The following is a 24,703-nucleotide window of genomic DNA, read 5'->3' on the forward strand; positions in this document are numbered from 1 at the left end:
ACCATGCATGCGGGGCGGGTGGTGCGGCGGCGGCTCGGGTTCGGGGGCACGCTGGCCGCCACGCTGTTCTTCTGCGCCTCGCTCACCCCGACGCTGCTGCCCAGGCCGTGGCTCATGCAGGGCGCGATGGGCGGGGTCACCGGCATCATCGGCTACGCCGTGGGCGCGAGCCTGGGTGCGATGGGACGGGCGCTGATCGGCTACCGGCCACCGGAGCGGTGGCGGGTGCTGGCCTGGCGGGTGCTGATCGTAGTCTGCGCGCTGCTGGCGGGCGTGACGCTGTGGTACAGCCTCGACTGGCAGGACGACCTGCGCGCGCTCATGGGGATGACCACGCGGATCACCTGGTTCCCGCCGGCGATCCTGGCGCTGAGCGTGGCGCTGTTCGTGCTCTTCCTGCTCCTGGCCCGGTCGGTACGGCTCGGCGGCCGCAAACTGATCACCTGGCTGGACCGCTTCGTCCCGGTGCCCATCGCCCAGGCCACCGGAATCGTCATCGTGGCCGCGGTCGTCGGCATCCTGGCCAACGACGTGCTGTTCTCGGGGTTCGTCAACACGGTCAACGACGCCTCGTCGGTCGCCAACGGCACCACCGATCCCGGGATTCGGCGGCCGGGTTCGGCGAAGGTGTCCGGCGGCGAGGGTTCGCTGGTGGGCTGGGAATCCCTGGGCCGCGAGGGCCGCAACTTCACCGGGACCGCGATCGCGACGCCACGGCTGCGCGCCTTCTCCGGCAAGCGGCCGGCCGAGCCGATCCGGGTCTACGTGGGCCTGCAGGCGGCGCCCACACCGGCGGCCCAGGCGGCGCTGGCCGTACGGGAGCTGGAAAGGACGGGCGCGTTCGCGCGCCCGGTACTCGCGGTGCTCGGGACGACGGGCACCGGCTGGGTGGACGAGCAGATCGCCGACAGCCTGGAGTACATGTACAACGGCGACAGCGCGATGGTCGCCCTGCAGTACTCCTACCTGCCGAGCTGGGTGTCGTTCCTGGTGGACCGCGGCAAGGCGGCGCGGGCGGGCAAGGAGCTGTTCGACGCGGTGCGAGCCCGGTGGGAACGGCTGCCGCCGGGCGAGCGGCCGCTGCTGGTCCTGTCAGGGGAGAGCCTGGGCAGCTTCGAGCTCGAAGGCGCCTTCCGCGACCTCGAGGATCTGGCGGCCAGGGCCGACGGGGCGTTGTTCGTGGGGCCGCCGGACGCCAACCCGATCTGGCGGGCGGTGACCGCGGGGCGCGAGCCGGACAGCCCGGTGTGGCGGCCGGTGTACGAGCAGGGCAGGACGGTGCGCTTCGGGCAGTACCCGGACGACCTGTCCTGGCCGCCGGGGCCGTGGGCGCGGCCGCGCGTGGTGTACCTGCAGAACGCCTCCGACCCGGTCGTGTGGTGGTCGACCGACCTCATCTACGCCAAGCCGGAGTGGCTGACCCCGCCGCGCGGGCCGGACGTCAACCCGCAGATGAACTGGTTCCCGCTGGTGACGTTCTGGCAGGTGCTGGGCGACATGTCGGTCGCGCTGAACGTGCCCGCCGGGCACGGCCACGTCTACGGCGCGAACGTGGTGGAAGGCTGGGCGGCCATCGCCGCGCCGGACGGCTGGAGCGCCGCCGACACCGCCCGCCTGCACGCGCTGATCAGCGCTCCTTCTTCCCCGTGAGCCGCTCGTCCTCGACGCCGTGGTGCCAGGGACGGCGCACGGAACCCGGCGCGAACGGCTCGGGACGGCCCGTGAGCCGGTCGGAGGAGTGCAGCTGCCACGGGACGCTGGTCACCATCACGCCCGGCTTGAACAGCAGGCGCGCCTTGAGCCGCAGCGCGCTCTGGTTGTGGAGCAGGTGCTCCCACCAGTGGCCGACGACGTACTCGGGGATGAAGACGGTGATGACGTCGCGGGGCGAACGGCGGCGCAGCGTCTTGACGTAGTCGAGAACGGGCTGGGTGATCTCCCGGTAGGGAGAGTCGAGCATCTTCAGCGGGACCGGGATGCCCCGCCGTTCCCAATCCTCCTGCAGGCGGCGGGCCTCGTCGCCCTCGACTCCGACGGTGATGGCCTCCAGCGTGGACGGGCGGGTGGCGCGGGCGTAGGCGAGGGCGCGCATGGTCGGCTTGTGCACCTTGGAGACGAGCACGATCGCGTGGTTGCGGGCCGGGAGCATCGACGGGTCGTACTCCTCGGTGATCTCCAGCTCGGCGGCGACGTTGTCGTAGTGGCGGCGGATCGCCTTCATCATCAGGAACAGGATCGGCATCGCGATGCACACGATCCACGCGCCGACCAGGAACTTCGTCAGCAGCACCACGATCAGCACCAGGCCGGTCATAATGCCGCCGAAGAAGTTGATCGTCCGCGAGCGGTGCATCTGGTGGCGTACCCGCGGATCGGTCTCGGTCTTCAGGTGGCGCGTCCAGTGGATGACCATGCCGGTCTGGCTGAGCGTGAAGGAGACGAAGACGCCCACGATGTACAAGTTGAGCAGGCGGCTCACGTCCGCCTGGAACCCCCACAGCAGCAGGCAGGCGCCCAGCGCCAGGATGACGATGCCGTTGGAGAAGGCCAGCCGGTCGCCGCGGGTGTGCAGCTGGCGCGGCAGGTAGCGGTCCTGGGCCAGGATCGAGCCCAGCACCGGGAAGCCGTTGAAGGCGGTGTTGGCCGCCAGGAACAGGATCAGCGCGGTCACCGCCGAGATCACCACGAACAGCACCGAGCCGCTGCCGAAGACCGCGTCGGCCACCTGGGAGATGATCGGCTGCTGGTAGTAGCCCTCGCCGGCCGGCTTGCCGTCGATGAGGATGTCCAGCGCCGGATGCTCCGACACCTTCACGCCGGAGACCAGGCCGAGCGCGATGATGCCGCCGAACATCGTGATCGCGACCAGGCCCATCATGAGCAGCGTGGTGGCGGCGTTCTTGCTCTTGGGCTTGCGGAAGGCGGGCACGCCGTTGCTGATGGCCTCGACGCCGGTGAGGGCGGCGCAGCCGGAGGAGAAGGCCCGCAGGATCAGGAAGGCGGCGGCGAAGGAGGTCAGGTTCGTCTGCTCGGCCACGATCCCGTAGTCGGCGGTGGGGGCCTTGATGTCGTCGCCGAGGACCAGCAGCCGGATGCCGCCCCAGACGATCATGCCGATGACCGCGGCCATGAACGCGTAGGTCGGGATGGCGAAGGCGGCGCCCGACTCCCTGATGCCGCGCAGGTTGACGACGGTGAGCAGAATGACGATGACGATGGCGACCATGGGCTTGTGCTCGGCCACGAACGGCACCGTCGCGCCCACGTAGTCGACGCCGTTGGCGACCGAGACGGCCACCGTCAGCACGTAGTCGACCATGAGCGCGCTGGCCACGGTCAGGCCGGCGTTCTTGCCGAGGTTCGTGGTGGCGACCTCGTAGTCGCCGCCGCCGCTGGGGTAGGCGTGGACGTTCTGCCGGTAGGAGGCGACGACCGTGAGCATCACGATGACGACCGCGATGGCCACCCAGGGACTGAAGTGGTAGAACGACACACCTGCCAGCGAAAGGATGACCAGAATCTCCTGTGGCGCGTAGGCCACCGAGGACAGGGCGTCACTCGCGAACACGGGGAGTGCGATGCGCTTGGGAAGCAACTGTTCATGCAGCTGACCGCTGCGCAGCGCCCTGCCGACCAGGACGCGTTTGAGGAGATCCGTTACCTTCGCCACGTAAACCGATGCTAGCCCTCTCCTCGCGCCCGACAGTTACGGCGCTCCCTTATCAGGCCATACTGATACACGAGACCTGCCAAACCGCGGACGGCGGAGAGTATGCATATAGTGATCATGGGCTGTGGCCGGGTGGGGTCGACCATCGCCCACATCCTTGAGGACAACGGCCACTCGGTCGCGATCATCGACCGGGACCCGCAGGCGTTCCGCCGACTGCGCGCCGGATTCCGCGGCCGCCGCGTCACCGGCGTCGGCTTCGACCGCGACGTCCTCATCGAGGCCGGCATCGAGTCGGCCGCCGCCTACGTGGCGGTCTCCAGCGGAGACAACTCCAACATCATCTCCGCCCGCGTCGCCCGCGAGACGTTCGGCGTCGACAACGTCGTCGCCCGCATCTACGACTCCCGCCGGGCCGAGATCTACCAGCGGCTCGGCATCCCCACGGTCGCCACCGTGCGCTGGACCGCCGACCAGATCCTGCGCCGCGTCCTGCCCGAGGGCGCCGAACCCCTCTGGCGCGACCCCACCGGCACCGTCATCCTCGCCGAGGTCACGGTGAACGCCGCCTGGGTCGGCACCCGAGTCGTCCACCTCGAAGAGCAGGCCGGGGCCCGGATCGCGTTCGTCAACCGCATGGGCGAGGCGCTGGTCGTCAAGCGCGAGACCATGGTCCAGGAAGGCGACATCCTGCACGTCATCGCCGCAGAAAACGACATGGACCGGATCAACAAGGTGCTCGCCGCGGCGCCGGAACAGGACCACTGATGCGCGTCGCCATCGCCGGCGCCGGAGCCGTCGGCCGCTCCATCGCCGCCGAGCTCCTGGAGAACGGCCACGAGGTCCTGCTCATCGACATCGACCCCAAGGCCATCAAGATCGACACGGTGCCTCGCGCCGAATGGCTGCTCGCCGACGCCTGCGAGATCTCCTCCCTCGACGAGGCCGGCCTCAACAACTGCCACGTCGTCGTCGCCTCCTCCGGAGACGACAAGGTCAACCTCGTGGTCTCACTGCTGGCCAAGACCGAGTACGGCGTGCCGCGCGTCGTGGCCCGCATCAACCACCCGTCGAACGAGTGGCTGTTCAACGAGTCCTGGGGCGTGGACGTCGCCGTCTCCACCCCGCGCCTGCTGTCCGCGCTGGTGGAAGAGGCGGTGAGCGTGGGCGATCTGGTGAGGTTGATGACGTTCCGCCAGGGGCAGGCGAACCTGGTCGAGCTCACCCTGGCCGACGACGCCCCCGTGGTGGGCCAGCGCGCCGGCTCGGTCCCCTGGCCCACGGATTCCGCCCTGGTCGCCATCCTCCGCGAGGGCCGCGTCCTGGTCCCCACCGCCGACGACCCGCTTGAGGCGGGCGACGAGCTCCTCTTCGTCGCCAGCCAGGAGGTCGAGCAGGATCTCGCACATCTGCTGTCCTCCCACTGACTTTCCGTTCAAGCCGCACCATCCGCTCAAGCGCCACGATCCGCTCAAGCGCCACCATCCGTTACGGCAAGCCCCAGCCACCCCCACCCACCGCACGTGGCCGGCCTCTGTCCAGGGAAACGGCCGTCCAGCGTGCGTGGCGGGCCAACATAACGCCCGCCACGAACCCGGCTACCGCTGAAAAGCACACGTACCGGGGCAACCCCAGCCCGGGGTTCCCGGAGGCAGCGTCAGGTGGCCGGCGGGGCGGTCGTAGCGGCGGCCGGCCATGCACGCTGGACGACCGTTCCCCTGGACGGGGCCCGGCCCTGTGCGGCGGGTGGGGGTGGCTGGGGCTTGCCGTAACAGAAAACAGCCAGAAAGAACCGCAACCCACCCCGAGCCGCGCACACCGATCAGAAAAAGAAGATCACGCCACAGATGGCTTAATGGGCGTGCGGCCGCGGCCGAGGAGCCAGAGCATGGCGCCGAGGGCGGCGACCTGGAGGGGCCAGCCCATCAGGATCTTGGTGATGCCCAGCGCGGCCACCGCCTCGTCCCCCCCATACACGTAGACGGGCAGCTGCACCGCCACCCGCACCACGCACGGCAGCATCAGCAGCCACGTCAGCCGCGTGCACAGCCGCACGATCCCCGGGTCCTTGTGCCAGGCCGTCGGGTCGCCCGTGACCGAGCCGATGAGGAAGCCGACGACCGGCCAGCGGGTGACGATCGAGATGAGCATCGCCACCGAGTAGCCGGCGTTCCACAGGATTCCGGGGAGAAAGTACGCCTTCGCGTCGCCCGAGCGACTGGCGAAGAAGGCGCCGATGGCGATGCCGATGAGGCTGTTGATCACGAACTGTGGCGTGGAGCGCTGCACGAGGCGCGCCACGAGCAGCAGCACCGCCAGCGCGATGCTGACGATGAGCGAGGTCTTCAGCTGCTCCGTGGTGATCCACGTGACGGTGAAGGCGATCGTGGGCACCGCTGCCTCGATCATGCCACGCACGCCGCCCAGCGCCTTGCCGAGCTGGGCGCGGACCGCCGACTCGACGGTGTCGTGGGCGACTTCCTCGGCCTCGGCACTCACCTGATCAGCTCCCTGGACGCAGTTCGTATCGTGGATTGAACATCACCTTGCGCCCGTCCTGCATGCTGACCAGGCCCTCGGCCTTGACGATGCGTCCGGGTTCGATGCCCGCGATCCTGCGGCGGCCGAGCCAGACGAGGTCGATCACGTCGGACCCGTCATACAGCTCGGCCTCCAGCGCGGGCGCCCCACCGCGGGGACGCAACGTCACGGTACGTAGCGTACCGGCTACGCAGAAGCGGCGTCGGCCGCCGCACCTGACGATGGGAGTGGCGCCGGCCTGGTCGGCGTCCTCCCGCAGCTCCTGAGCTTCGATCTCGGACTGCGGGGAGGCAAGCCGGCTGAAGAAGCCGCGCAATCCGCCGCGTTTGTGGGGCTCTGCCGTACTCGTCATGATGACTCAGCTTATGTGATGAGAGGCGTCAGCGAATCTCACTGATTTCGGGTCCTCGCTGGAACGGGTCGAGCCCGGGGTCGGGCGCGTCCTGCTCGGATGCGTTCTCGTTGGGACGGCGCAGCGGGATCGCCTCTTCCCTGGCCATCGGGTCGCTGCCGCGCACCACCACGATGTCCCTGACGAAGTCGAGAAACTCCTCCGCCACCTTCTCGTCGAGGGCGGCGCGGCCGCTGATGATGGCCAGCAGGAGCCAGCGCGGGCCGTCGACGCCGAGGTAGCGGATCTGGCGGCGTTCGCCGTCGGACTCGACCTCGCCCCTCAGCTCGGCGCCCAGCGGGCCCTCGCTCACGGACAGGCCGCTCGCGGTGCTCGTGATCTTGGTGCGTACCTCGTCCCACAGACCCGAGGACTTGGGCGCGGCCATCGCCTGGACCTGCAGCGTGCTCTCCTCGTAGAGAGCGATCACGCTGACGTGCTGGTCGCCCATGGCGGCCAGGCGGATGTCGAAGGCCGGGTGATGCGGGACCCGCAGGCCGCCCAGGTCGATCCGGTCTGTCTCCGGGTGCGCCTCGTCGGCGTCCCAGGGACCTGACTCGCGGTCAGGCTCGCGTGCCGCCGATTCCTCGACGACCGGCTCCTGCCCGCGACGCTTGCGTCGGAACACGTTCCTCACTCCTTAACGTCCGGTAGAACCAAAGCCGCCGTTGCCGCGTGCCGATCCGGGCAGGCGCTCGACCTCGGCGAAGGCGGCGCGCTCCACACGCTGGATGACCAGCTGGGCGACCCGGTCGCCGCGGCGCAGGCGGAAGGCGTTCTTGGTGTCGGTGTTGATCAGCGTCACCTTGATCTCGCCACGGTATCCGGCATCGACGGTGCCGGGGGCGTTGACGAGGGTCACGCCGTGCTTGGCGGCCAGGCCCGAGCGCGGGTGCACGAACGCGGCGTAGCCGTCGGGCAGCGCGATCGCCAGCCCGGTGCCGACCATCGCGCGCTCGCCGGGCAGCAGTTCGACGTCCTCGGCGGCGTAGAGGTCGGCGCCGGCGTCGCCCGGATGGGCATAGGACGGCGGCGGCAGATCGCGGTCGAGCCGCTGGATCAGCACCTCCGTGTCCGTCGGCCGCGCGACGCTCGCGCGCCGCCCGTCCGCTCCGCCCACTGCGTCGGACTCACTCCCGCTCACGGGTTCACCTCGTACTCGTGATGTTCGGCCGCCATGGCCTCGGCGTCGCCGTGCTGCGCGAAGTGCTCCATGTTCACCTCGACGAACAGCGCCGCGGCGCGGACGGCGACCGGGCCGTCGGGGGCGCCAACGCGCCCCTCAGCCTCAAGGTACGCCTTCCGCCCCGCCACACCGGTGCACCAGGCACGCAGGTGGAGTGTCGTGCCCACGGGAACCGGGAGGAGGTAGTCGGTCTCCAGGCGGGCCGTGACATACGGCTTGTGGAACAGCCAGATGGACATTCCGATGACTTCGTCCATCGCCGCGGCGAGCACGCCGCCGTGCGCCAGCCCCGGCGCTCCCTGGTGCGCCGTGCCGACCGTGAACTCCGCCTCGACCGTGGCCCCGTCGGGCGTGCGGGCGGCGAGGTGGAGGCCGGTCGGGTGGTCGGCGCCGCAGCCGAAGCACCGGCTGTAGTGGGAGCCGAGCGCCGAACCCGGCGGAGGCGCGTTGAGGTGCGCCTTCGGCTGGTCCGCGCCCTCGGGAGGCGTGGTCAGGGAGGAACGAGTCACGGGTGACGAGGTTACTCCTTGCCGGAGGCCGCCACGTCCTTGGCGACCGCACCGGACTCCGTGGACGCGGGCGCACCGGACTCCGTGGACGCCCCGGACTCCGTGGGACCGGATTCCTTGGAACCCGGCTCCGTGGGCGCCGGGGCGGCGGGCTGGTCGGGCGCGGGCTTCGCGGGCGTCTGCGACGTGGGCGGGTCAGCGGGCGGGAGCTCCTGCGGCGGATCGTGGCGCAGCTCGGGCAGCGCCCGGTAGATGACGGCGGCCACCGGGACCGCCACCACGGCGCCCGCGATGCCGCCCATGATGCCGCCGACCGCCAGCACCAGGATGATCGCCAGCGGGTGGAAGTTGAGCGCCCGCCCGACGATCAACGGCTGCAGCACGTGGTTTTCCAGCTGCTGCTCGACGACGAGCACGATGAGGAAGACCAGCGCCTTCCACGGCTCGACGGAACCCAGCGTGACCAGCGTGGCCACGGTGCCGGCGAAGAAGATGCCGACGATCGGGATGAAGCTGGCCAGGAAGATCAGTACGGCCAGCGCCGCCCAGAGCGGCACCCCCAGCCCGGCCAGCACGATGCCCATGATCACGCCGTGCACCGCGGCGACCGCCACCGTGCCCTGGACGTAGTGGGAGATCGTGACCCAGGCGGCGGTGCCGGCCCGGTCGACCCGCGGCGCCATGCCGCCGAACGCCTTCAGGAACCAGGCCCAGATCCGGTCGCCATCCTTGAGCAGGAAGAACGTGACGAACAACAGCAGCACGATCGAGGCGAGGATCTCCACGAAGACCTGGCCGGCGGCCAGCGCGGTGCTGGTCAGCGCCGCCTGCTGCTGGGTGATCCAGCTCGTGATCTGCCCGGTCCACTTGCTGAGCTCGGCCTCGCTGAGGTGCAGCGGCCCCACCAGCATCCAGTCGCGCACGTTGTTGATCGTCGCGGTGATCTGCTTGGCCAGCTGCGGGAACTCCTCGCTGGCCCGCGTGCCCACCAGCCAGCCGGTGCCGCCCAGGACGGCCAGCGCCACCAGCATCGTCATCCAGGTGGCGTAGATCGGGCGCAGCCCGGCCCTGCGGAAGAAGCGGGTCAGCGGATAGAGCAGAGCGGCCAGCAGCAGCGCGATCGCCACCGGCAGCGCCACGAAGCTCAGCCGGGCGATGACCTGCGCGAAGACGTAGACGACCACTCCGACGAGGATCAGGCAGGCACTCCACGCCGCCATCCGGGCTAGGAACGGCGGCACGAGTTTCGTCAGTCGGTCGGAGAACACGTGTTCAAGACTGGCACGTCCCACCGACAGATGCGCGCACATATTCGGGCCTGTGCAAGGTCAGCGGCCCATGTCACGTTCGACCCATGAAGGCTGTCCCGATCTTAGTGGCGCTCCTCATGGCGCTGTCCGGTCTCACCGCCTTACCCGCCCACGCGGGCGGCGGCCTCGCGCTGGAGGTGCTCTCCAGCCGCCCCGACCAGGTGAGCGGCGGTGACGCCCTGCTGAGGGTACGGCTCGCGCCACGGCTGAAAGTGCTGCGTAACGGCGAGGACGTGACCTCGGCCTTCGCCCCCGACCCGGGCGGCAGGACGGCGACCGGCCTGGTGACCGGCCTGCGCACGGGCGAGAACCTGGTGACCGCGACGGCGCGGCCGTACCGGGACGTGCTGCGGCTGCGCGACCACCCGATCTCGGGACCGATCTTCTCGGGCCCGCAGCAGTACCCGTTCGTCTGCAAGACCGAGCGCTCCGGCCTCGGCCCGCCCGTGGCCGACAACCAGGATCGGCGGGGCTACCGGGTCGAGGGCGGCTGGAGCAAGGACTGCTTCGCCCCGTCGGTCACCGACCGCGTCTACCGCTCGACCGGCGGCCAGTGGAAGCCGATGCCCGCGGAACGCCCGGCCGACATGTCCACCACGAAGCTGCTCGACGGGCGCACCGTCGACTTCGTGGTCAAGCGCGAGCGCGGCGTCATCAACCGCTTCCTCTACTCGATCGCGGTCGTGGAGGGCGGCTGGAACCAGCGGGCCATGTACCGCTTCGACGGCGGCGTCGCGATCGGCCGCGACCAGGGCACGCTCGGCGGCAGCGCCCTCGACCCGCACGGCCTGGGCCTGGGCTACGCGATCCTGCACTCCTCGGGCACGCGCACCTCGACCCACTACAACCTGATCGTCGGCGGCGAGACCGCGCTGATGGTCAAGGAGCGCTTCATCGAGCTGTACGGCAGGCCGCTCTACACGGTGGGCGTAGGCGGCTCGGGCGGCGCCATCCAGCAGTACGTCTACGCCCAGAACTACGGCGACCGGATCATCGATGCCGCCATCCCCCAGTACTCCTATCCCGACATGGTCACCCAGACCATCCACATCGGCGACTGCGAGCTGCTCGAACGCTACATGGACGCCACCCCGCGCTGGGCGAACTGGAACTCCAGGACCGCCCTGATCGGCCTGAACGCCAGCGACACCGTCGCCAACCCCTACACGAGGCAGCCGGGCGCCAGCGAGTGCGTGATCGGCTGGCGCGGCCTGACCCCGCTGGCCATGAACCCGAAGTGGACCGACGACAACGACCCCGAGTGGGACAAGATGGACCCGCCGGGCGTCAAGGACACCGTCCACTGGACCCACTGGGAAGACCTCAAGAACGTCTACGGCGTCGGCCCCGACGGCTACGCCCGCTCCCCCTGGGACAACGTCGGCGTGCAGTACGGCCTGAAGGCCCTGCGCGAAGGCGTCATCACCCCCGACGAGTTCCTGGACGTCAACGAGAAGGCGGGCTCGTGGAAGGAGTCGCGCGACATGGTCCAGGAGGGCTGCCCGTTCGTCCCGGCCGCCTGCCCGGCCGACTGGGACCCGTGGAGCGCCCGCAACATCGCTCCGGGCCGCAGGACCGGCGACCCGGTCGCGATCCGCAACGTCGAGCGCAGCGGCCTGGTCTTCAGGGGCGACGTCGACATCCCGGTCATCGACTGGCGCCACTACCTGGAAGACCGGCTCGACATGCACAACAGCCACCAGTCGTTCGCCTCGCGGCAGCGGATGCTCGACCATGACGGCGACGCCGGCAACCAGGTGATCTGGTTCACCGACGCCCGCCCGGACGGGCCGCGCTCCGACCAGACGCCGCAGGCGCTGGAGGTCATCGACGCGTGGATGGCCAACATCCGCGAACGCCCGTGGCGCGGGGTGTCGGGCAACAAGCCGCCGCTGGCGGTGGACCGCTGCTTCGCCACCGACGGCACGCAGATCGCGGCCGGCCGCGGCGTCTGGAACGGCATACTCGACCGCCGCGAGCCGGGCGCCTGCACGAAGGCGTTCCCGCTGTATTCGACGAGCCGGATCGTGGCGGGCGGCCCGATCGAGGGCGGCGTCTTCAAGTGCCGGCTGCAGCCGGTCGCCAAGGCGGTCGCCCGCGGTCTCTACGGCACGTGGAAGCCGGCCCCCGCCGAGCGCGCCCGGCTGGACGCGGTCTTCCCGACGGGGGTGTGCGACTACTAGCCGAGCTCCACCTCGACGGTGAGCGACTCTCCCGGCTCCAGGACGAACTCCTCGACGTTGCCGGCGCCGCAGAGGTCGTCCTGGGCCAGCCGTACCAGCGCCACCTCGGGGCCGGTGACGGTCAGCCTGGACACCTCGGCGCGCATCGACTGCTTGGCCTCGGACTTGGCCTTGCGCACCCGGCGCAGGATCTCCGAGGCCACGGTCAGCACGGCGGGGTCGCCGCCGCCCGGTGCGGCCTGCGGCCACGCGGCGCGGTGGACCGAGCCCTCGCGCCACCACGACCAGACCTCTTCGGTGACGAACGGCAGGAACGGCGCGAACAGCCGCAACTGCGTCTCCAGCGCCCGCCGCAGCGCCACGACCGCCGAGGCGTCCCCCTCGTACGCCCGCGCCTTGACCAGCTCCAGATAGTCGTCGCAGAACGACCAGAAGAACCGCTCGGCGACCTCAAGGGCCCTGGTGTGGTCGTAGGACTCGAAGGCCCGGCCCGCCTCGGCGACGGCGTCGTCCAGCGCGGCCAGCATGGACAGATCCAGCGCCTCGGTCACCTCGCCGCCGACGTCGCCGAAGCCGAGCACGAACTTCGAGGCGTTGAGGATCTTGATGGCCAGCCTGCGGCCGACCTTGAGCTGGCCGGGGTCGAAGGCGGTGTCCACGCCGTAGCGGCCGTTGGCGGCCCAGTAGCGCACGGCGTCGGAGCCGTACTGCTCCAGCAGCGCCATCGGGGTGACGACGTTCCCCTTGGACTTGGACATCTTCTTGCGGTCGGGGTCGAGGATCCACCCCGACACGGCCGCGTCGCTCCACGGCAGGCTGCCGAACTCCAGGTGCGAGCGGGTCACCGTGGCGAACAACCAGGTGCGGATGATCTCGTGCGACTGCGAGCGCAGGTCCATCGGGAAGACCCGGCGGAACAGGTCGTCGTCGGTCTCCCAGCGGCCGGCGAGCTGCGGTGTCAGCGAGGACGTGGCCCAGGTGTCCATGACGTCGGTGTCGCCGGCGAAGCCGCCGGGCACGCCGCGCTGGTCCTCGGTGTAGCCGGGCGGCACGTCGGAGGACGGGTCGATCGGCAGCATCTCCTCCGGCGGCAGGATCGGCTCGTCGTGGAGCCGGTTGCCGGAGCCGTCGAGCTTGTACCAGACGGGGAACGGCACGCCGAAGAAGCGTTGCCGGGAGATGAGCCAGTCGCCGTTGAGCCCCTCGACCCAGTTGTCGTAGCGCACCCGCATGTGCGGCGGATGCCAGTTGAGCTCCCGGCCGCGCTCCAGCAGCCGCTCGCGCAGCACCTGGTCGCGCCCGCCGTTGCGGATGTACCACTGGCGGGTGGTGACGATCTCCAGCGGCTTGTCGCCGCGCTCGTAGAACTTCACCGTGCGCTGCACGGGTTTGGGCTCGCCGTCGAGGTCGCCGGACTCGCGCAGCATCTCCACGATCCGCTCGCGGGCGCTGTGGACGGTCTTCCCGGCCAGTTCCTTGTACGGCTCGCCGTCCACGCCCTCCGGCGGCTCGGGCAGCAGGCGCCCGTCCCAGCCGATGACCGAGCGCGTGTCCAGCCCCAGCTCACGCCACCAGGTGACGTCGGTGACGTCGCCGAAGGTGCAGATCATCGCGATGCCGGAGCCCTTGTCCATCTCTGCCAGGCGGTGGGCCACGATCGGCACCTCGACGCCGAACAGCGGCGTGAGCACGCTCGTGCCGAACAACGGCTTGTAGCGCTCGTCGTCGGGGTGGGCCACCAGGGCCACGCAGGCGGGGATGAGCTCGGGCCGGGTGGTCTCGATGAAGACCGGCCCCTGGTCGCCGTAGAAGGAGATGCGGTGGAAGGCGCCGGGCCACTCGCGGTCCTCCAGCTCCGCCTGGGCGACGGCGGTGCGGAAGGTGACGTCCCAGAGCGTCGGCGCCTCGGCGAGGTAGGCCTCCCCGCGCGCGAGGTTGCGCAGGAAGGCGCGCTGCGAGACCGCGCGGGAGTCGTCGCCGATCGTGGTGTAGAGCAGCGACCAGTCGACCGACAGGCCGACGCGCCGCCAGACTTCCTCGAAGGCCTGCTCGTCGATGGCGGTCAGCTTGTGGCACAGCTCGACGAAGTTGCGCCGCGAGATGGGGATCTCCCGCTTGCCCGGCTTGTCCGGTGGAGCGAACTCCGGGTCATAGGGCAGGGAGGCGTCGCCGCGCACGCCGTAGACGTTCTGCACCCGGCGCTCGGTGGGCAGGCCGTTGTCGTCCCAGCCGATCGGGTAGAAGACCTCGTAGCCCGCCATCCGCTTGTAGCGGGCCATGATGTCGGTGTGGGTGTAGGAGAAGACGTGGCCGACGTGCAGCGAGCCGGAGACGGTGGGCGGCGGGGTGTCGATCGAGAAGATCTCGGGCCGCTCACGGGTACGGTCGAAGCGGTAGACGCCTTCGTCCTCCCAGCGGGCTACCCATACCTGCTCCAGGCCGTCGAGAGTCGGCTTCTCCGGCATGGCGGCATGGCGTAGTCGCTGTTGAGTCATGCCTCCTTATGGTACGGCTTCGCACGGCTCGCAGAAGCTAGAGACTAGTGTTCGTTACATAGGCGAAGGAGTGATCAGGATGGCGGACGACAAGCCCGATGTCGCGTGGCGGGTGATCGGTGGTCTGGTGGGTCTGGCGACCGCGTGGGCGGCCAGGAAGCTGCTCGGGTTCGTCTGGGTCAAGGCGACGGGCAAGGAGCCCCCGATCGACTCGGAGTCCCCCGAGGTCAGCATGGCTGAGGCCATCGGCTACGCGGTCGTGATGGGCGTCGGCATGTCGGTGGCGCAGATCGTGGTCAACAAGACCGCGAAGAAGCGCTACGACGCCTGGAAGGCGCTCAAGACTCCAAAGCCGTGAGAAACTCGCTGGCCCAGCGGTCGACGTCGTAGGTGGCCACCCGGCGCCGCATCGTGCGCATGCGCCGGGCCAGCTCGTGCGGCGAGGCGTTCATGGCGGCCATCATCTCCCGTTTGAGCCCCTCCACGTCGTACGGGTTGACCAGGTACGCCGAGCGCAGCTCGGAGGCGGCCCCGGCGAACTCGCTCAGCACCAGCGCGCCCTGCAGATCGTGGTGGCAGGAGACGTACTCCTTGGCCACGAGGTTCATCCCGTCGCGCAGCGGCGTCACGACCATGATGTCGGCGGCCAGGTAGAGAGCAGCCAGTTCCTCCCGGTCGTAGGACTGGTGGAAGTACTGCACCGGCTGGGCCCCGAGCACCGAGTACTCGCCGTTGATCCGGCCGACCTGCAGCTCGATGTCGTCGCGCAGCCGCCGGTATTCCTCGACCCGCTCCCTGCTGGGCGTCGCGATCTGCACGAACACCGCCTCACCGGGAGCCAGGCTCTCGTCGCGCAGCAGTTCCCCGAAGGCTTCGAGCCGCCGCCCGATGCCCTTGGTGTAGTCGAGCCGGTCGACGCCGAGCAGCATGTGCTCGGGATCGCCGAGCTCGACCCGTATCTCCTTGGCCCGGTGCATGATGTGCGGCTCGCGCACGAGCGTGTCCAGCTCGGAGAAGTCGACGGAGATCGGGAAGGCCTGGGTGGTGACGACCCGGTCCTCCAGGAAGATCTCGTTGCTCTTGTACGGCAGGCCGAGCAGCCGCCTGCACAACATCCGGAAGTTCGCCGCCCCGCCGGGCAGCTGGAAGCCGACCAGGTCCGCCCCGAGCAGCCCTTCGACCAGCTCGCGCCGCCACGGCAGCCGCCAGAACAGCTCGACGGGCGGGAACGGGATGTGCAGGAAGAACCCGATGCGCAGGTCGGGCCGCATCGCGCGGAGCATGGCCGGCACGAGCTGCAGCTGGTAGTCCTGCACCCACACCACGGCGCCCTGCTCGGCGACCTCGGCGGCGGCCTGCGCGAAGCGCTCGTTGACGGTGCGGTAGGACTCCCACATCTCGCGTTCGAACACCGGCGGCGCGACCACGTCGTGGTAGAGCGGCCAGAGCGTGGAGTTGGAGAAGCCCTCGTAGTAGAGCTCGACCTCCTCCGCGGTCAGCGGGACCGGGATGAGGTCCATGCCGTCGTTCTCGAACGGCTCCAGGAGCTCGTCGGCGGCGCCGTGCCAGCCGAGCCAGGCGCCTTTCCGGCGTTGCATGACCGGGGCGATGGCGGTGACCAGTCCTCCAGGGCTTCGACGCCACGATGCCGTTCCGTCAGGCCCCACCGTGCGGTCCACCGGCAGGCGGTTCGCCACGATCAGGAACGAGCTACGGCTGGTCACCAAGGATTCCCTCCTACGACTCACTGTACGCAAGCCGCAAGGCACGGCTCACGGCGGCCGCCACCTCTTCGGTCCCCGCTCGGGGGATCATCGCGGCGATGTGGGCGTCGGGCCTGACGAGCCATGCCTCATCCGGCGCCGCACCGAGAGTCTCGGCCAGGGCTCCGGTCCCATCGATCTCCGCGAGCTCGCGAATGGCGAGCGGCGCCGTAGTCACCTTCCCCAAGATCTGGGCAAACAAACCCGAATCACACATTTCACCCAGGAGTAGCAGGAAACCACCTCTGCACATCTCGCGCAGCCGTCCGCCTGGAATGGGACAGTCGGGGAGGATCACCCCGGGCGCCGGAGCCGGGCTCTGCCCCCTGGGCGGGCGCCCGGCGAACGGGCGGCCAGGCGTGGTGAGCGGGGAGTCGACGTACCAGTACGGCTCGGCGAAGCGCCCGGAGTCGATCTCCTCGATCGCGCCCCGCTCCAGCACGTCGCGCTGGTGCGCCCGCCCGGCCTCGTCGGCGGGCACCAGGAAGCGCATGGTGGCCGTCGTGACCTCCAGGTTCTCCCGGGCGGCGGCGTGCCGTTCGTCGTGGTAGGTCTCCAGCAGTTCCTCCGGGGCCCAGCCGCGCAGGACGGCGGCCAGCTTCCAGGCGGCGTTCTCGGCGTCGGGCACGCCGGAGTTGAGCCCGCGGGCGCCGAAGGGGGCCACGAGGTGCGCGGCGTCCCCGGCCAGCAGGACGCGTCCCACGCGCATCCGGGAGGCGATCCGGGAGTGGAAGCGGTAGACCGACTGCCAGACGAGCTCATACGGCCGATTACCGATGATTTGCCTGATTTTTCGCGAAATATCATCTGATGTTGCGAGGTAGCCGGGCGGGACCTGCCAGTCGATCCGATACGTCGAGCCGGGACACGGGTGGATGAGGACCTGGCGGCCGGGGTTCCACGCCGGGTCGAAGTAGAAGCGGCGCTCCTGCTCCCAGCCCGGCAGATCGGCCCGGATGTCGCAGATGAGGAACTGGTCGTCGAAGGAGTGCCCGTCGAAGGTGACGCCGAGCGCCTGCCGTACCCCGTGGGCGCGGGCGCCCGCGCAGACCAGCACATAGGGCGCGCGCGTCAGCCCGTCGCCGCAGCGGACCGTCACCCCCTCGCCGTCCTGCTCCAGGCCGGTGACCTCGCGGTCCCAGCGGACCTCGATCAGCGGCTCGGCGGCGATGGCCGCGTCGAGCAGTTCCTCGGTGCGGGCCTGCGAGATGTTGACGAACGGCGGCAGCGGGCCCTGCGCGCCGAAGCTCCACGAGAACAGCTCGCGGTCGCGGTAGTAGGTGCGCGCGGTGGTCCAGGTCAGGCCCTCCTCGGCCACCTGCGGCACGCCCAGCGACGCCCACAGGTCGAGCACGTCGCGCTGCTGGCAGATCGAACGCGAGCCCTCCAGGTCGCGCGCGGGCCTGCGGTCCAGGACCAGCACCCGCAGCCCCCAGCGGGCCAGCAGCAGCGCCGCCGTCTGGCCGACCGGGCCCGCGCCGACCACTATGACTGCAGGGCCGCCCATACGTCCCTGTCCCTCTCGGCGGTCCAGATGACCGGCCGCTCGATCCCGTGCAGCTCGTCCCACAGCCGCGAGACGTCGAACGGCAGGCAGTGCTCGAAGATCGGCCAGCGTCCGTAGCGGGGCGCGAGCGCCGCGTGGGTGCGCTCGAAGGCCTCCTTCAGCGTACGGCTGCCGCCCACCTCCCTGATCATCACGCGCAGGAACTCGCGGGTCTGGGCGATGGCCGCCTCGACCCCGTCCTTGCCCGTCGCCACCGCGCCCCTGCCGCCGACCAGCGTCTCCGCGCCGAACGCCGCCACCCGGTCGAGCGTGCCGGAGGCCCAGTCGCGGTGGAAGGCGTCGCCGGTGTACAGGGCGGCCTGCGACTCCACCAGGTCTCCGGCGAACATGATCCGGTGCTTCGGCAGCCACATCACCAGGTCGCCCTCGGTGTGGCCGCGCCCGCAGTACTTCAGGACCAGGTCGCCCCTGTCGCCGCCCAGGTCGATGGTGAAGCGGTCGCTGAACGTGGCGGTGGGCCAGGTCAGGCCGGGGATCGAGGCGGGTTCCTTGAACAGGCGGGGCATCCTGCCGTACTCGCTGGCCCAGTCCTGCTCGCCGCGCTCGGCGATGAGCTCGCGGGTCTTCTCGTGCGCCACGATCACGCCCGCGCCGAACGCCGACGCGCCCAGGACCCGCACCGCGTGATAGTGGGACAGGACCAGGTAGCGCACCGGTTTGTCCGTGTGCTCACGCAGCATCGCCAGCCACTCGCGGGCGGCGACCGGGGTGGCCAGCGCCTCGAAGCACACCACGAAGTCCTCGCCCTCGACCGCGCCCACGTTGGGGTCGCCTTCGGCGGTGAGCGCGTAGACGCCCTCGGCCAGGACGTGCAGCGTCTGCCGCTTCTCGCCCAGATCCTCCGATGAGGCGAACGGCTTGGCCATCTTCTTCCGCTCCTTCACAACAGGCGCTTCACAGGCGTCTTCACAGGCGAACTCAGGCGTTCTCCGGCGTTCTCCGGCACTCTCTTTGCGTCTTCAGGCGTTCTCACGCGTTCTCTGGCGCTCTCTTGCGTCTTCAGGCGTCGAAGTCCGCTGTCACGTGTTCGGTTACGGGGTGGCTCTGGCAGGCCAGCCGGTATCCGGCCGCCAGCTCTCCGGGCTCCAGCGCGTAGTTCTGGTCCATCGTGACCTCACCCTGGCTCAGCCGGACGCGGCAGGTGCCGCAGACGCCGCCCCTGCACGCGTAGGGGGCGTCCGCGCGCACCCTCAGCGCGGCGCCGAGCAGGCTCTCGTCGTCGCGCAGGTGCACGCGCGTGGTGCGGCCGTCGAGCGTGAAGTCGAAAACCGCCCCATCCGGTACGGCATGCGTCCTCGCGACCGGCTCCCCCGCGTAGAACAGCTCGTAGTGGACCTGTCTGCCTCCCAGCATGCCCCTGACCGTCTCGACCAGGCCGATCGGGCCGCACAGGTAGTACTCGTCGGCCTCGCCCAGCAGGGGCAGCAGGGTGCGCATCTTGTCCGCGTCGATGCGGCCGCTGGCGATCGGGGCCTCCTGGGGTTCCTGGCTGAGGACGTGGAGGAGGTTGAGGCGGCTGCCGTAGGTGTCCTTCAGGTCGGCCAGTTCCTCGGCGAACATGACGTCTCTGGCGGTTCTGTTGCCGTACACGAGGGTGAAGCGGCTGAGCGGCTCGACCTCCAGCGTGGTCGTCAGCAGGGAGATGACGGGGGTGATGCCGGATCCGGCGACGATGGCCAGATGATGCCGCGATTTTTCGGGATATAGCGGGGTGGTGAACCGGCCGAGGGGCGGCATCGCCTCCACCACGTCCCCCGGCTTGAGCATGGAGTTGGCCCACTCGGAGAACGCCCCGCCGGGGAGCCGCTTGACCCCGATCCTGAGGGGGCCGCCTGCCGGGGAGCAGATGGAGTAGCTGCGCCGTACCTCCAGGCCGTCGAGGAAGACGCGCACGGTGAGATGCTGCCCCTGCACGAACGGCAGCCGCTCCTCGAACGTCACCGCCACCGCGTCGTCGGTCAGCCGTTCCACGGCCGCGACCGTGAGTGGCTGGAAGCGGCTCACGTCAGATCTCCTTGAAGTGGTCGAACGGCTCCAGGCACACGCGGCACGTGTAGAGCGCCTTGCACGCCGTCGAGCCGTACCTGCTGACCAGGCGCGTCTCCGGCGACCCGCACCGAGGACAACGCGCGCTCAACTCCAGCGCCACCGGCCCCCTGTCGCGCAGGTGGCCCGGCGGCGAGATCCCGTGCTCCCGCAGCTTCTCCCGGCCCTCGTCGGTGATCCAGTCCGTGCTCCAGGCCGGCGACAGCACCGTCGTGACCACCGCGCCGGGCAGCGCCCGCCCGATGTCCTCGCGGATGGCGTCCATGGCCGGGCACCCCGAGTACGTCGGCGTCACCACCACCTCGAACCCACCATCCGCCCCCTGCCTGACCTCCCTGACGATGCCCAGATCGCCCAGCGTGAGCACCGGCAGCTCAGGATCCGGCACCGCGCTGACCACCGCCCTGGCCTGGGCGAGCGTCACCATGTGGCGCCCTGGTGCTCGCGGTGCAGGGCCTGCATCTCGTCCAGCAGGACACCCAGGTGCTCGGTATGCACACCCTTGCGCCCGCCGTACCGCTGCTCGACACCTTCCGGCACAACCAGCCCCGCCTCCCCCAGCACCGCCCCCACATACTCCACCCAAGACTCCCTAAGCCCAGCGTCCTGGGCGTCCTGAGCGTCCTGTGCGTCCCGGGCGTCCTGAGCCTCCTGTGCGTCCCGGGCGTCCTGAGCCTCCTGTGCGTCCCGGGCGTCGTGGGCCTCCTGTGCGTCCCGGGTGTCCTGGGTGTCCCGGGCGTCCTGGGCATCTTGGGCGAAGAGCTCCCCCGTGAACGGCCAGAGCGCGTCCAGGGCGGCTGTCATGCGGCGGTGGCTCTCGTCGGTGCCCAGGCCGAGGCGCCTGGTCCAGAGGGCGGCGTAGTCGCGGTGGTAGGCGATCTCCTTGACGCCCTTGGCCGCCACGCCGTCCTCGGGATGCGCGCCGTACACCTCGAACAGGAAGCTCGCGTACAGCAGGTGCCGCACCACCGTGTGCGCGAAGTCCCCGTTGGGCTGCTCCACCAGCAGGCAGTTGCGGAACTCTTCAGGCCCCCGCAGATACGCCAGCTCGTCCTCGTCCCCGACCCGCGACAGCAACGAACGCGCCTGCCCGAGAAGGTCGAGCGAGAGGTTGGCCAGAGCGACGTCCTCCTCAAGCGTGGGCGCCCGCGTGACCCACTCCGCGAGCCGCTGCGACAGTACGAGGCAGTCGTCACCGATCTCCAGGGAGTTCACAGGTGCTTCACCCCCTCGGGCAGGTCGTAAAAGGTCGGATGCCGATACGGCTTGTCCCCCGCCGGGTCGAAGAACGCGTCCTTCTCATCCGGCGACGAGGCGGTGATCTCACTGGCCGGAACCACCCAGATGCTCACGCCCTCCTGGCGGCGCGTGTACAGATCCCGCGCGTGCCGCAGGGCCAGCTCAGCGTCCTCGGCATGCAGGCTCCCGGCGTGCACATGCGACAACCCACGCTTGGGCCGCACGAACACCTCCCACAACATCACCCCACCTCCCCAACCCCGGAACCGCCTTCCCGCAGCCCCACCCCATCCCCCGGCACCCCACGGTCCAACGGCCCCCGGTCTGACATCCCGGGCTCTGATATCCCCAGGTCCGTCATCCCGTGGTCCGACGACCTGCGGTCTGACATCCCGTGGTCCGACGACCCAGGGTCTGACAACCCGCGGTCCGACAACCCGCGGTCCGACAACCCGCGGTCCGACAACCCCCGGTCCGACAACCCCCGGTCCGACAACCCGCGGTCCGACAACCCCCGGTCCGACAACCCGCGGTCCGACAACCCGCGGTCCGACAACCCAGGGTTCGACATCCCGTGGTCCGACAACCCCCGGTCCGACATCCCCAGGTCCGACAACCCCGGAGCTGACAACCCGGAGGCCGACATCCCACGGTCTTGCCTCTCGGAGCCAGTCGCCCCGGAGGTCGTTGGATCTGAGGTGGATGGGTGGAGGGTGGGGCGGGTGGCGTAGGCGGTGGCGGCTTCGCGGACCCAGGCGCCCTCCTCGTGGGCGCGGCGGCGGTGGGACATGCGTTCGGCGTTCAGGGGCCCGTCGCCCGCCAGCACGCGCTTGAACTCCGACCAGTCGATCTCACCGTGGTCGTAGTGGCCGCGCGAGGGGTTCCAGCTCAGGTCGGGGTCGGGGAGGGTGAGGCCCAGGATCTCGGCCTGCGGCACCAGCATGTCGATGAAGCGCTGCCGCAGCTCGTCGTTGGAGTGGCGCTTGATCTTCCAGGCCATCGACTGCGCGGAATGGGTCGACTCGGTGTCCGGCGGGCCGAACATCATCAGCGACGGCCAGTACCAGCGGTCCACCGCGTCCTGGGCCATGCGCTTCTGGGCGGGCGTGCCGTGGGCGAGCGTGTAGAGGAGCTCGTAGCCCTGCCGCTGGTGGAAGCTCTCCTCCTTGCAGATCCGCACCATCGCCCGCGCGTACGGCCCGTACGAGCACCGGCACAACGGCACCTGGTTGACGATGGCGGCGCCGTCCACGAGCCACCCGATCGCGCCCATGTCCGCCCAGGTGGGGGTCGGATAGTTGAAGATCGAGGAGTAGCGCTGGCGGCCCTCGTGCAGGGCGTCGAGCAGTTCGTCGCGGTGGACGCCGAGCGTCTCGGCGGCGCTGTAGAGGTAGAGCCCGTGCCCCGCCTCGTCCTGAACCTTTGCCAGCAGGATCGCCTTGCGCTTGAGCGAGGGCGCCCGGGTGATCCAGCTGCCTTCCGGCTGCATGCCGATGATCTCGGAGTGCGCGTGCTGGGCGATCTGCCGGATCAGCGTCTTGCGGTAGGCGTCGGGCATGTCGTCGCGTGGTTCGATGCGCTCGTCCGCGTCGATGACTTCCTGAAATATCCCGCTCATCGATCCTCCTCCCACGTATAGAACCCTTTCCCCGACTTACGCCCCAGCTCCCCCGCGGCGACCTTCTCCCGCAGGATCCGGGGCGGCTCGAACCGTTCGCCGAGCTTCTGGTGCAGGTACTCGGCGATGGCCAGCCGCACATCCAGCCCCACGAGGTCGCCGAGCTTGATCGGCCCCATCGGGTGCCGGTAGCCGAGCTCCATGGCGGTGTCGATGTCCTCGGGCGAGGCGACGCCCTCCTCGACCATCCGCATGGCCTCCAGCCCCAGCAGCACCCCCAGCCGACTGGACGCGAACCCCGGCGAGTCGTTGACCACCACCCCCGTCTTCCCGATCAGCTCCACCCAGCCTTGGGCCCGCCCCAGCACGTCATCCGGAGTCCCAGCCGTGACCACGATCTCGACCAGCTTCTGCACCGGCACAGGATTGAAGAAGTGCAGCCCGATCAGCCGCTCGGGCCGCTCAAGCCCCGCCGCCAGTTCGCCGATGGACAACGAACTCGTATTGCTCGCCAGTACGGCCCGCTCCCCCGCCCGCGCCTCCGCCTCGGCCAGAACCTCGACCTTGAGCTTGGGATCCTCCGGCACCGCCTCGACCACCAGATCCACACCATGCGGCACCGTCCCCATCACCAGCCGAGACAAGGCCTCCTCCGCACTGACCCCACCCCCTCCAGCGCCAACAGACCCCCGGCTGACCACCCCTGAACTGACCGACCCCGGGTTACCAGACCCAGGGTTGACCACCCCTGAACTGACCACCCCTGAACTGACCACCCCTGAACTGACCGACCCAGGGTTGCCAGACCCAGGGCTAGCCGACCCTGGACGGTCGGACCCAGGGCTGACAGACCTCGGGCTGACGGACCTGGAGCTGACGGACCCAGAGCCGACAGACCCAGAGCTGACAGACCCCGGCCTGACGGACCCAGAGCCGACGGACCCAGAGCTGACGGACCTCGGGTTGACCGCGCCAGGGTCGGCAGACTCAGGGCTGGGTGGTGTTGTGAGGGGTTGGCCGGTGGGGGGTTGGGTGGTGGGGGTGGATTTGGATTCAGCTATGGCGAGGCCCTTGGCTATGCGGGCGTAGGCGGCTGCGGCTTCGGGTTCCTGGACGGTTACCTCGGCTCCGGCCGTAAGGAAGACCTGGGCTATGCCGGCGCCCATCCGGCCGCCGCCGATGACGGCCACCCGCAGGCGGGGTTCCTCTCGGGGTGCGTCGGTCATCTGGTGTCCTTCCGGTTCCGGTCCAGAAATTTCCGCATGCGGGCGTGCTTGTCGGGGTCCTCGAACAGCACGGCCTGGGCCAGGTGGTCGGTGACCGGGTGGGCGGAAGGCGGGGCGTCTAGGACGAGCTTGGTCAGGCGGAGGGCGGCGGGCGACATCTTCGCCATGCGGTCGATCAGGGTGTGGGCCGCGGCCTCCAGAGACTCCGGCTCGTGCACGGAGGCGACGAGGCGGCACGACAGCGCTTCCTCGGCGCCGATGGTGTGCCCGGCCAGCAGTACCAGCTTGGCCAGGGGCTCGCCGACCAGCTCCTTCAGCCGCCAGCACGCTCCGGCGCCGGCGATGATGCCCAGGTTGGGCTCGGGGTTGCCGAACCTCGCCTCGGTGCCGGCCACCCTGATGTCGCACGCGTACGCCAGCTCCGCCCCGCCGCCCAGCGCGTAGCCGTCGACCGCGGCCACCGTCGGCATCGGCAGGCGGCGGATCCGCTCGAACAGCGTGCTGTTGATGCCCTGGAGCGCCTGGTCCCGGCCGCGTTCGAGCAGTTCGGCGATGTCGGCACCGGCGGCGAAGAACCCGTTGCCACCGGTCAGCAGCAGCGGCCTGGGGTCACGTTCCAGGAAGCTGCAGACCGCGTGGAGGTCGCCGACCATCTCGGCGTTGATCGCGTTGCGGGCCTCGGGCCGGTGCAGCCGCACGATGAGCCGGTCCGGTTTCTCCTCCACGAGCAGGGTGTTCACCGTCGCCCCTCGGCGGCCGGGCGGATGGCGTTCATGCGGACTCCTCACAGTTCGCGGCACAGGCTGGGGGCCGAACCGGGTGGCAGGGCCGGACGAGGCCCCGCCCCGCTCCCCCGGCCGGGCGGGGCAGGGCAAGGGCGGGGGCCGGGCGGGGGCTGGGGCCCGGCCCGCTCGTCCGTCCGTCCGTCCGGCCGAGCGGACGAGCGGGCGAGCGAGCGG

Annotated in this window: 22 protein-coding genes and 2 pseudogenes; 5 read left to right on the forward strand and 19 right to left on the reverse strand. The window is 70.1% G+C overall.

Going from position 1 to position 24,703, the window contains the following annotated elements:
* Positions 1-3 precede the first annotated feature (3 nt).
* A complete protein-coding gene (locus HNR40_RS42380; RefSeq protein ID WP_184971826.1) occupies positions 4-1,650 on the forward strand; it encodes an alpha/beta hydrolase in 1,647 nt (548 codons plus the stop codon).
* Here HNR40_RS42380 and HNR40_RS42385 read toward each other — a convergent pair.
* Positions 1,628-3,670 (reverse strand): APC family permease, encoded by a 2,043-nt coding sequence (locus tag HNR40_RS42385; protein ID WP_184971828.1) that lies wholly within the window; start codon positions 3,668-3,670, stop codon positions 1,628-1,630. The two genes, HNR40_RS42380 and HNR40_RS42385, sit on opposite strands and share 23 nt — an antisense overlap.
* Before the next feature lie 102 nt (positions 3,671-3,772).
* On the opposite strand from HNR40_RS42385, the gene HNR40_RS42390 reads away from it, so the two are divergent.
* Together HNR40_RS42390 and HNR40_RS42395 are read left to right on the forward strand one after the other, a co-directional pair.
* Complete coding sequence (locus tag HNR40_RS42390) at positions 3,773-4,438, forward strand: potassium channel family protein (protein ID WP_184971830.1); 666 nt, start codon at positions 3,773-3,775, stop codon at positions 4,436-4,438.
* The gene (locus tag HNR40_RS42395) at positions 4,438-5,097 is read left to right on the forward strand and encodes a potassium channel family protein (protein WP_184971832.1); all 660 of its coding nucleotides are present in this window, start codon (positions 4,438-4,440) and stop codon (positions 5,095-5,097) included. Before HNR40_RS42390 ends, HNR40_RS42395 begins: the two co-directional genes overlap by 1 nt.
* A gap of 409 nt (positions 5,098-5,506) precedes the next feature.
* Here HNR40_RS42395 and HNR40_RS42400 read toward each other — a convergent pair whose 3' ends face one another.
* From HNR40_RS42400 to HNR40_RS42425, 6 genes are read right to left on the reverse strand one after another with little or no spacing between them, the layout of a single operon-like run.
* Complete coding sequence (locus tag HNR40_RS42400) at positions 5,507-6,169, reverse strand: DUF3159 domain-containing protein (protein WP_184971834.1); 663 nt, start codon at positions 6,167-6,169, stop codon at positions 5,507-5,509.
* A gap of 4 nt (positions 6,170-6,173) precedes the next feature.
* A complete protein-coding gene (locus HNR40_RS42405) occupies positions 6,174-6,563 on the reverse strand; it encodes an OB-fold nucleic acid binding domain-containing protein (protein ID WP_184971835.1) in 390 nt (129 codons plus the stop codon).
* A 28-nt stretch (positions 6,564-6,591) separates the two neighbouring features.
* Positions 6,592-7,230 (reverse strand): DUF3710 domain-containing protein, encoded by a 639-nt coding sequence (locus HNR40_RS42410; protein ID WP_184971836.1) that lies wholly within the window; start codon positions 7,228-7,230, stop codon positions 6,592-6,594.
* A gap of 12 nt (positions 7,231-7,242) precedes the next feature.
* Complete coding sequence (gene dut, locus HNR40_RS42415) at positions 7,243-7,722, reverse strand: dUTP diphosphatase (RefSeq protein ID WP_184971953.1); 480 nt, start codon at positions 7,720-7,722, stop codon at positions 7,243-7,245.
* A 20-nt stretch (positions 7,723-7,742) separates the two neighbouring features.
* Entirely contained in the window at positions 7,743-8,297 is a 555-nt protein-coding gene (locus HNR40_RS42420; protein ID WP_184971838.1) for a PaaI family thioesterase, read from the reverse strand.
* An 11-nt stretch (positions 8,298-8,308) separates the two neighbouring features.
* Positions 8,309-9,565, reverse strand: coding sequence for an AI-2E family transporter (locus HNR40_RS42425; protein WP_184971840.1), 1,257 nt, complete (start codon positions 9,563-9,565; stop codon positions 8,309-8,311).
* A gap of 86 nt (positions 9,566-9,651) precedes the next feature.
* Here HNR40_RS42425 and HNR40_RS42430 point away from each other — a divergent pair, with 86 nt between their 5' ends.
* Positions 9,652-11,790: a DUF6351 family protein gene (locus HNR40_RS42430; protein WP_184971842.1), complete on the forward strand. Its 2,139-nt coding sequence runs from the start codon at positions 9,652-9,654 to the stop codon at positions 11,788-11,790.
* Here HNR40_RS42430 and valS read toward each other — a convergent pair.
* Complete coding sequence (gene valS, locus HNR40_RS42435) at positions 11,787-14,285, reverse strand: valine--tRNA ligase (protein ID WP_246510221.1); 2,499 nt, start codon at positions 14,283-14,285, stop codon at positions 11,787-11,789. The genes HNR40_RS42430 and valS overlap by 4 nt on opposite strands.
* A gap of 79 nt (positions 14,286-14,364) precedes the next feature.
* On the opposite strand from valS, the gene HNR40_RS42440 reads away from it, so the two are divergent.
* A complete protein-coding gene (locus tag HNR40_RS42440) occupies positions 14,365-14,643 on the forward strand; it encodes a DUF4235 domain-containing protein (protein ID WP_184971844.1) in 279 nt (92 codons plus the stop codon).
* Here the strand turns inward: HNR40_RS42440 and HNR40_RS42445 are convergent.
* From HNR40_RS42445 to HNR40_RS42495, 11 genes and pseudogenes are all read right to left on the reverse strand, one after another.
* Positions 14,624-16,009 carry an alpha,alpha-trehalose-phosphate synthase (UDP-forming) gene (locus HNR40_RS42445; protein ID WP_184971845.1) on the reverse strand — a complete coding sequence of 462 codons (1,386 nt, stop codon included), beginning with the start codon at positions 16,007-16,009 and terminating at the stop codon, positions 14,624-14,626. The genes HNR40_RS42440 and HNR40_RS42445 overlap by 20 nt on opposite strands.
* Positions 16,010-16,022: 13 nt before the next feature.
* A complete protein-coding gene (locus HNR40_RS42450; protein WP_184971848.1) occupies positions 16,023-17,555 on the reverse strand; it encodes an FAD-dependent monooxygenase in 1,533 nt (510 codons plus the stop codon).
* The gene (locus HNR40_RS42455; protein ID WP_184971850.1) at positions 17,534-18,481 is read right to left on the reverse strand and encodes an MBL fold metallo-hydrolase; all 948 of its coding nucleotides are present in this window, start codon (positions 18,479-18,481) and stop codon (positions 17,534-17,536) included. Before HNR40_RS42455 ends, HNR40_RS42450 begins: the two co-directional genes overlap by 22 nt.
* Before the next feature lie 133 nt (positions 18,482-18,614).
* A complete protein-coding gene (locus HNR40_RS42460; protein WP_184971851.1) occupies positions 18,615-19,619 on the reverse strand; it encodes a 2Fe-2S iron-sulfur cluster-binding protein in 1,005 nt (334 codons plus the stop codon).
* A 1-nt stretch (position 19,620) separates the two neighbouring features.
* The gene (paaD, locus tag HNR40_RS42465; RefSeq protein ID WP_184971853.1) at positions 19,621-20,088 is read right to left on the reverse strand and encodes a 1,2-phenylacetyl-CoA epoxidase subunit PaaD; all 468 of its coding nucleotides are present in this window, start codon (positions 20,086-20,088) and stop codon (positions 19,621-19,623) included.
* Positions 20,082-20,876 (reverse strand): 1,2-phenylacetyl-CoA epoxidase subunit PaaC, encoded by a 795-nt coding sequence (paaC, locus tag HNR40_RS42470; protein WP_184971855.1) that lies wholly within the window; start codon positions 20,874-20,876, stop codon positions 20,082-20,084. Before paaC ends, paaD begins: the two co-directional genes overlap by 7 nt.
* Positions 20,873-21,142 (reverse strand): 1,2-phenylacetyl-CoA epoxidase subunit PaaB, encoded by a 270-nt coding sequence (gene paaB, locus HNR40_RS42475; protein WP_184971857.1) that lies wholly within the window; start codon positions 21,140-21,142, stop codon positions 20,873-20,875. Before paaB ends, paaC begins: the two co-directional genes overlap by 4 nt.
* A gap of 476 nt (positions 21,143-21,618) precedes the next feature.
* Positions 21,619-22,518 (reverse strand): annotated as a pseudogene (paaA, locus tag HNR40_RS42480) (1,2-phenylacetyl-CoA epoxidase subunit PaaA); the annotation flags it as partial.
* Positions 22,515-23,162 (reverse strand): 3-hydroxyacyl-CoA dehydrogenase family protein, encoded by a 648-nt coding sequence (locus tag HNR40_RS42485; protein WP_184971972.1) that lies wholly within the window; start codon positions 23,160-23,162, stop codon positions 22,515-22,517. The pseudogene paaA and the gene HNR40_RS42485, both read right to left, overlap by 4 nt.
* 450 nt (positions 23,163-23,612) lie before the next feature.
* A pseudogene (locus HNR40_RS42490) lies at positions 23,613-23,744 on the reverse strand (3-hydroxyacyl-CoA dehydrogenase NAD-binding domain-containing protein); the annotation flags it as partial.
* Positions 23,741-24,484 (reverse strand): enoyl-CoA hydratase/isomerase family protein, encoded by a 744-nt coding sequence (locus tag HNR40_RS42495; protein ID WP_184971859.1) that lies wholly within the window; start codon positions 24,482-24,484, stop codon positions 23,741-23,743. The pseudogene HNR40_RS42490 and the gene HNR40_RS42495, both read right to left, overlap by 4 nt.
* Positions 24,485-24,703 lie beyond the last annotated feature (219 nt).

The organism is Nonomuraea endophytica (genome assembly GCF_014203235.1).
Taxonomy (GTDB): domain Bacteria; phylum Actinomycetota; class Actinomycetes; order Streptosporangiales; family Streptosporangiaceae; genus Nonomuraea; species Nonomuraea endophytica.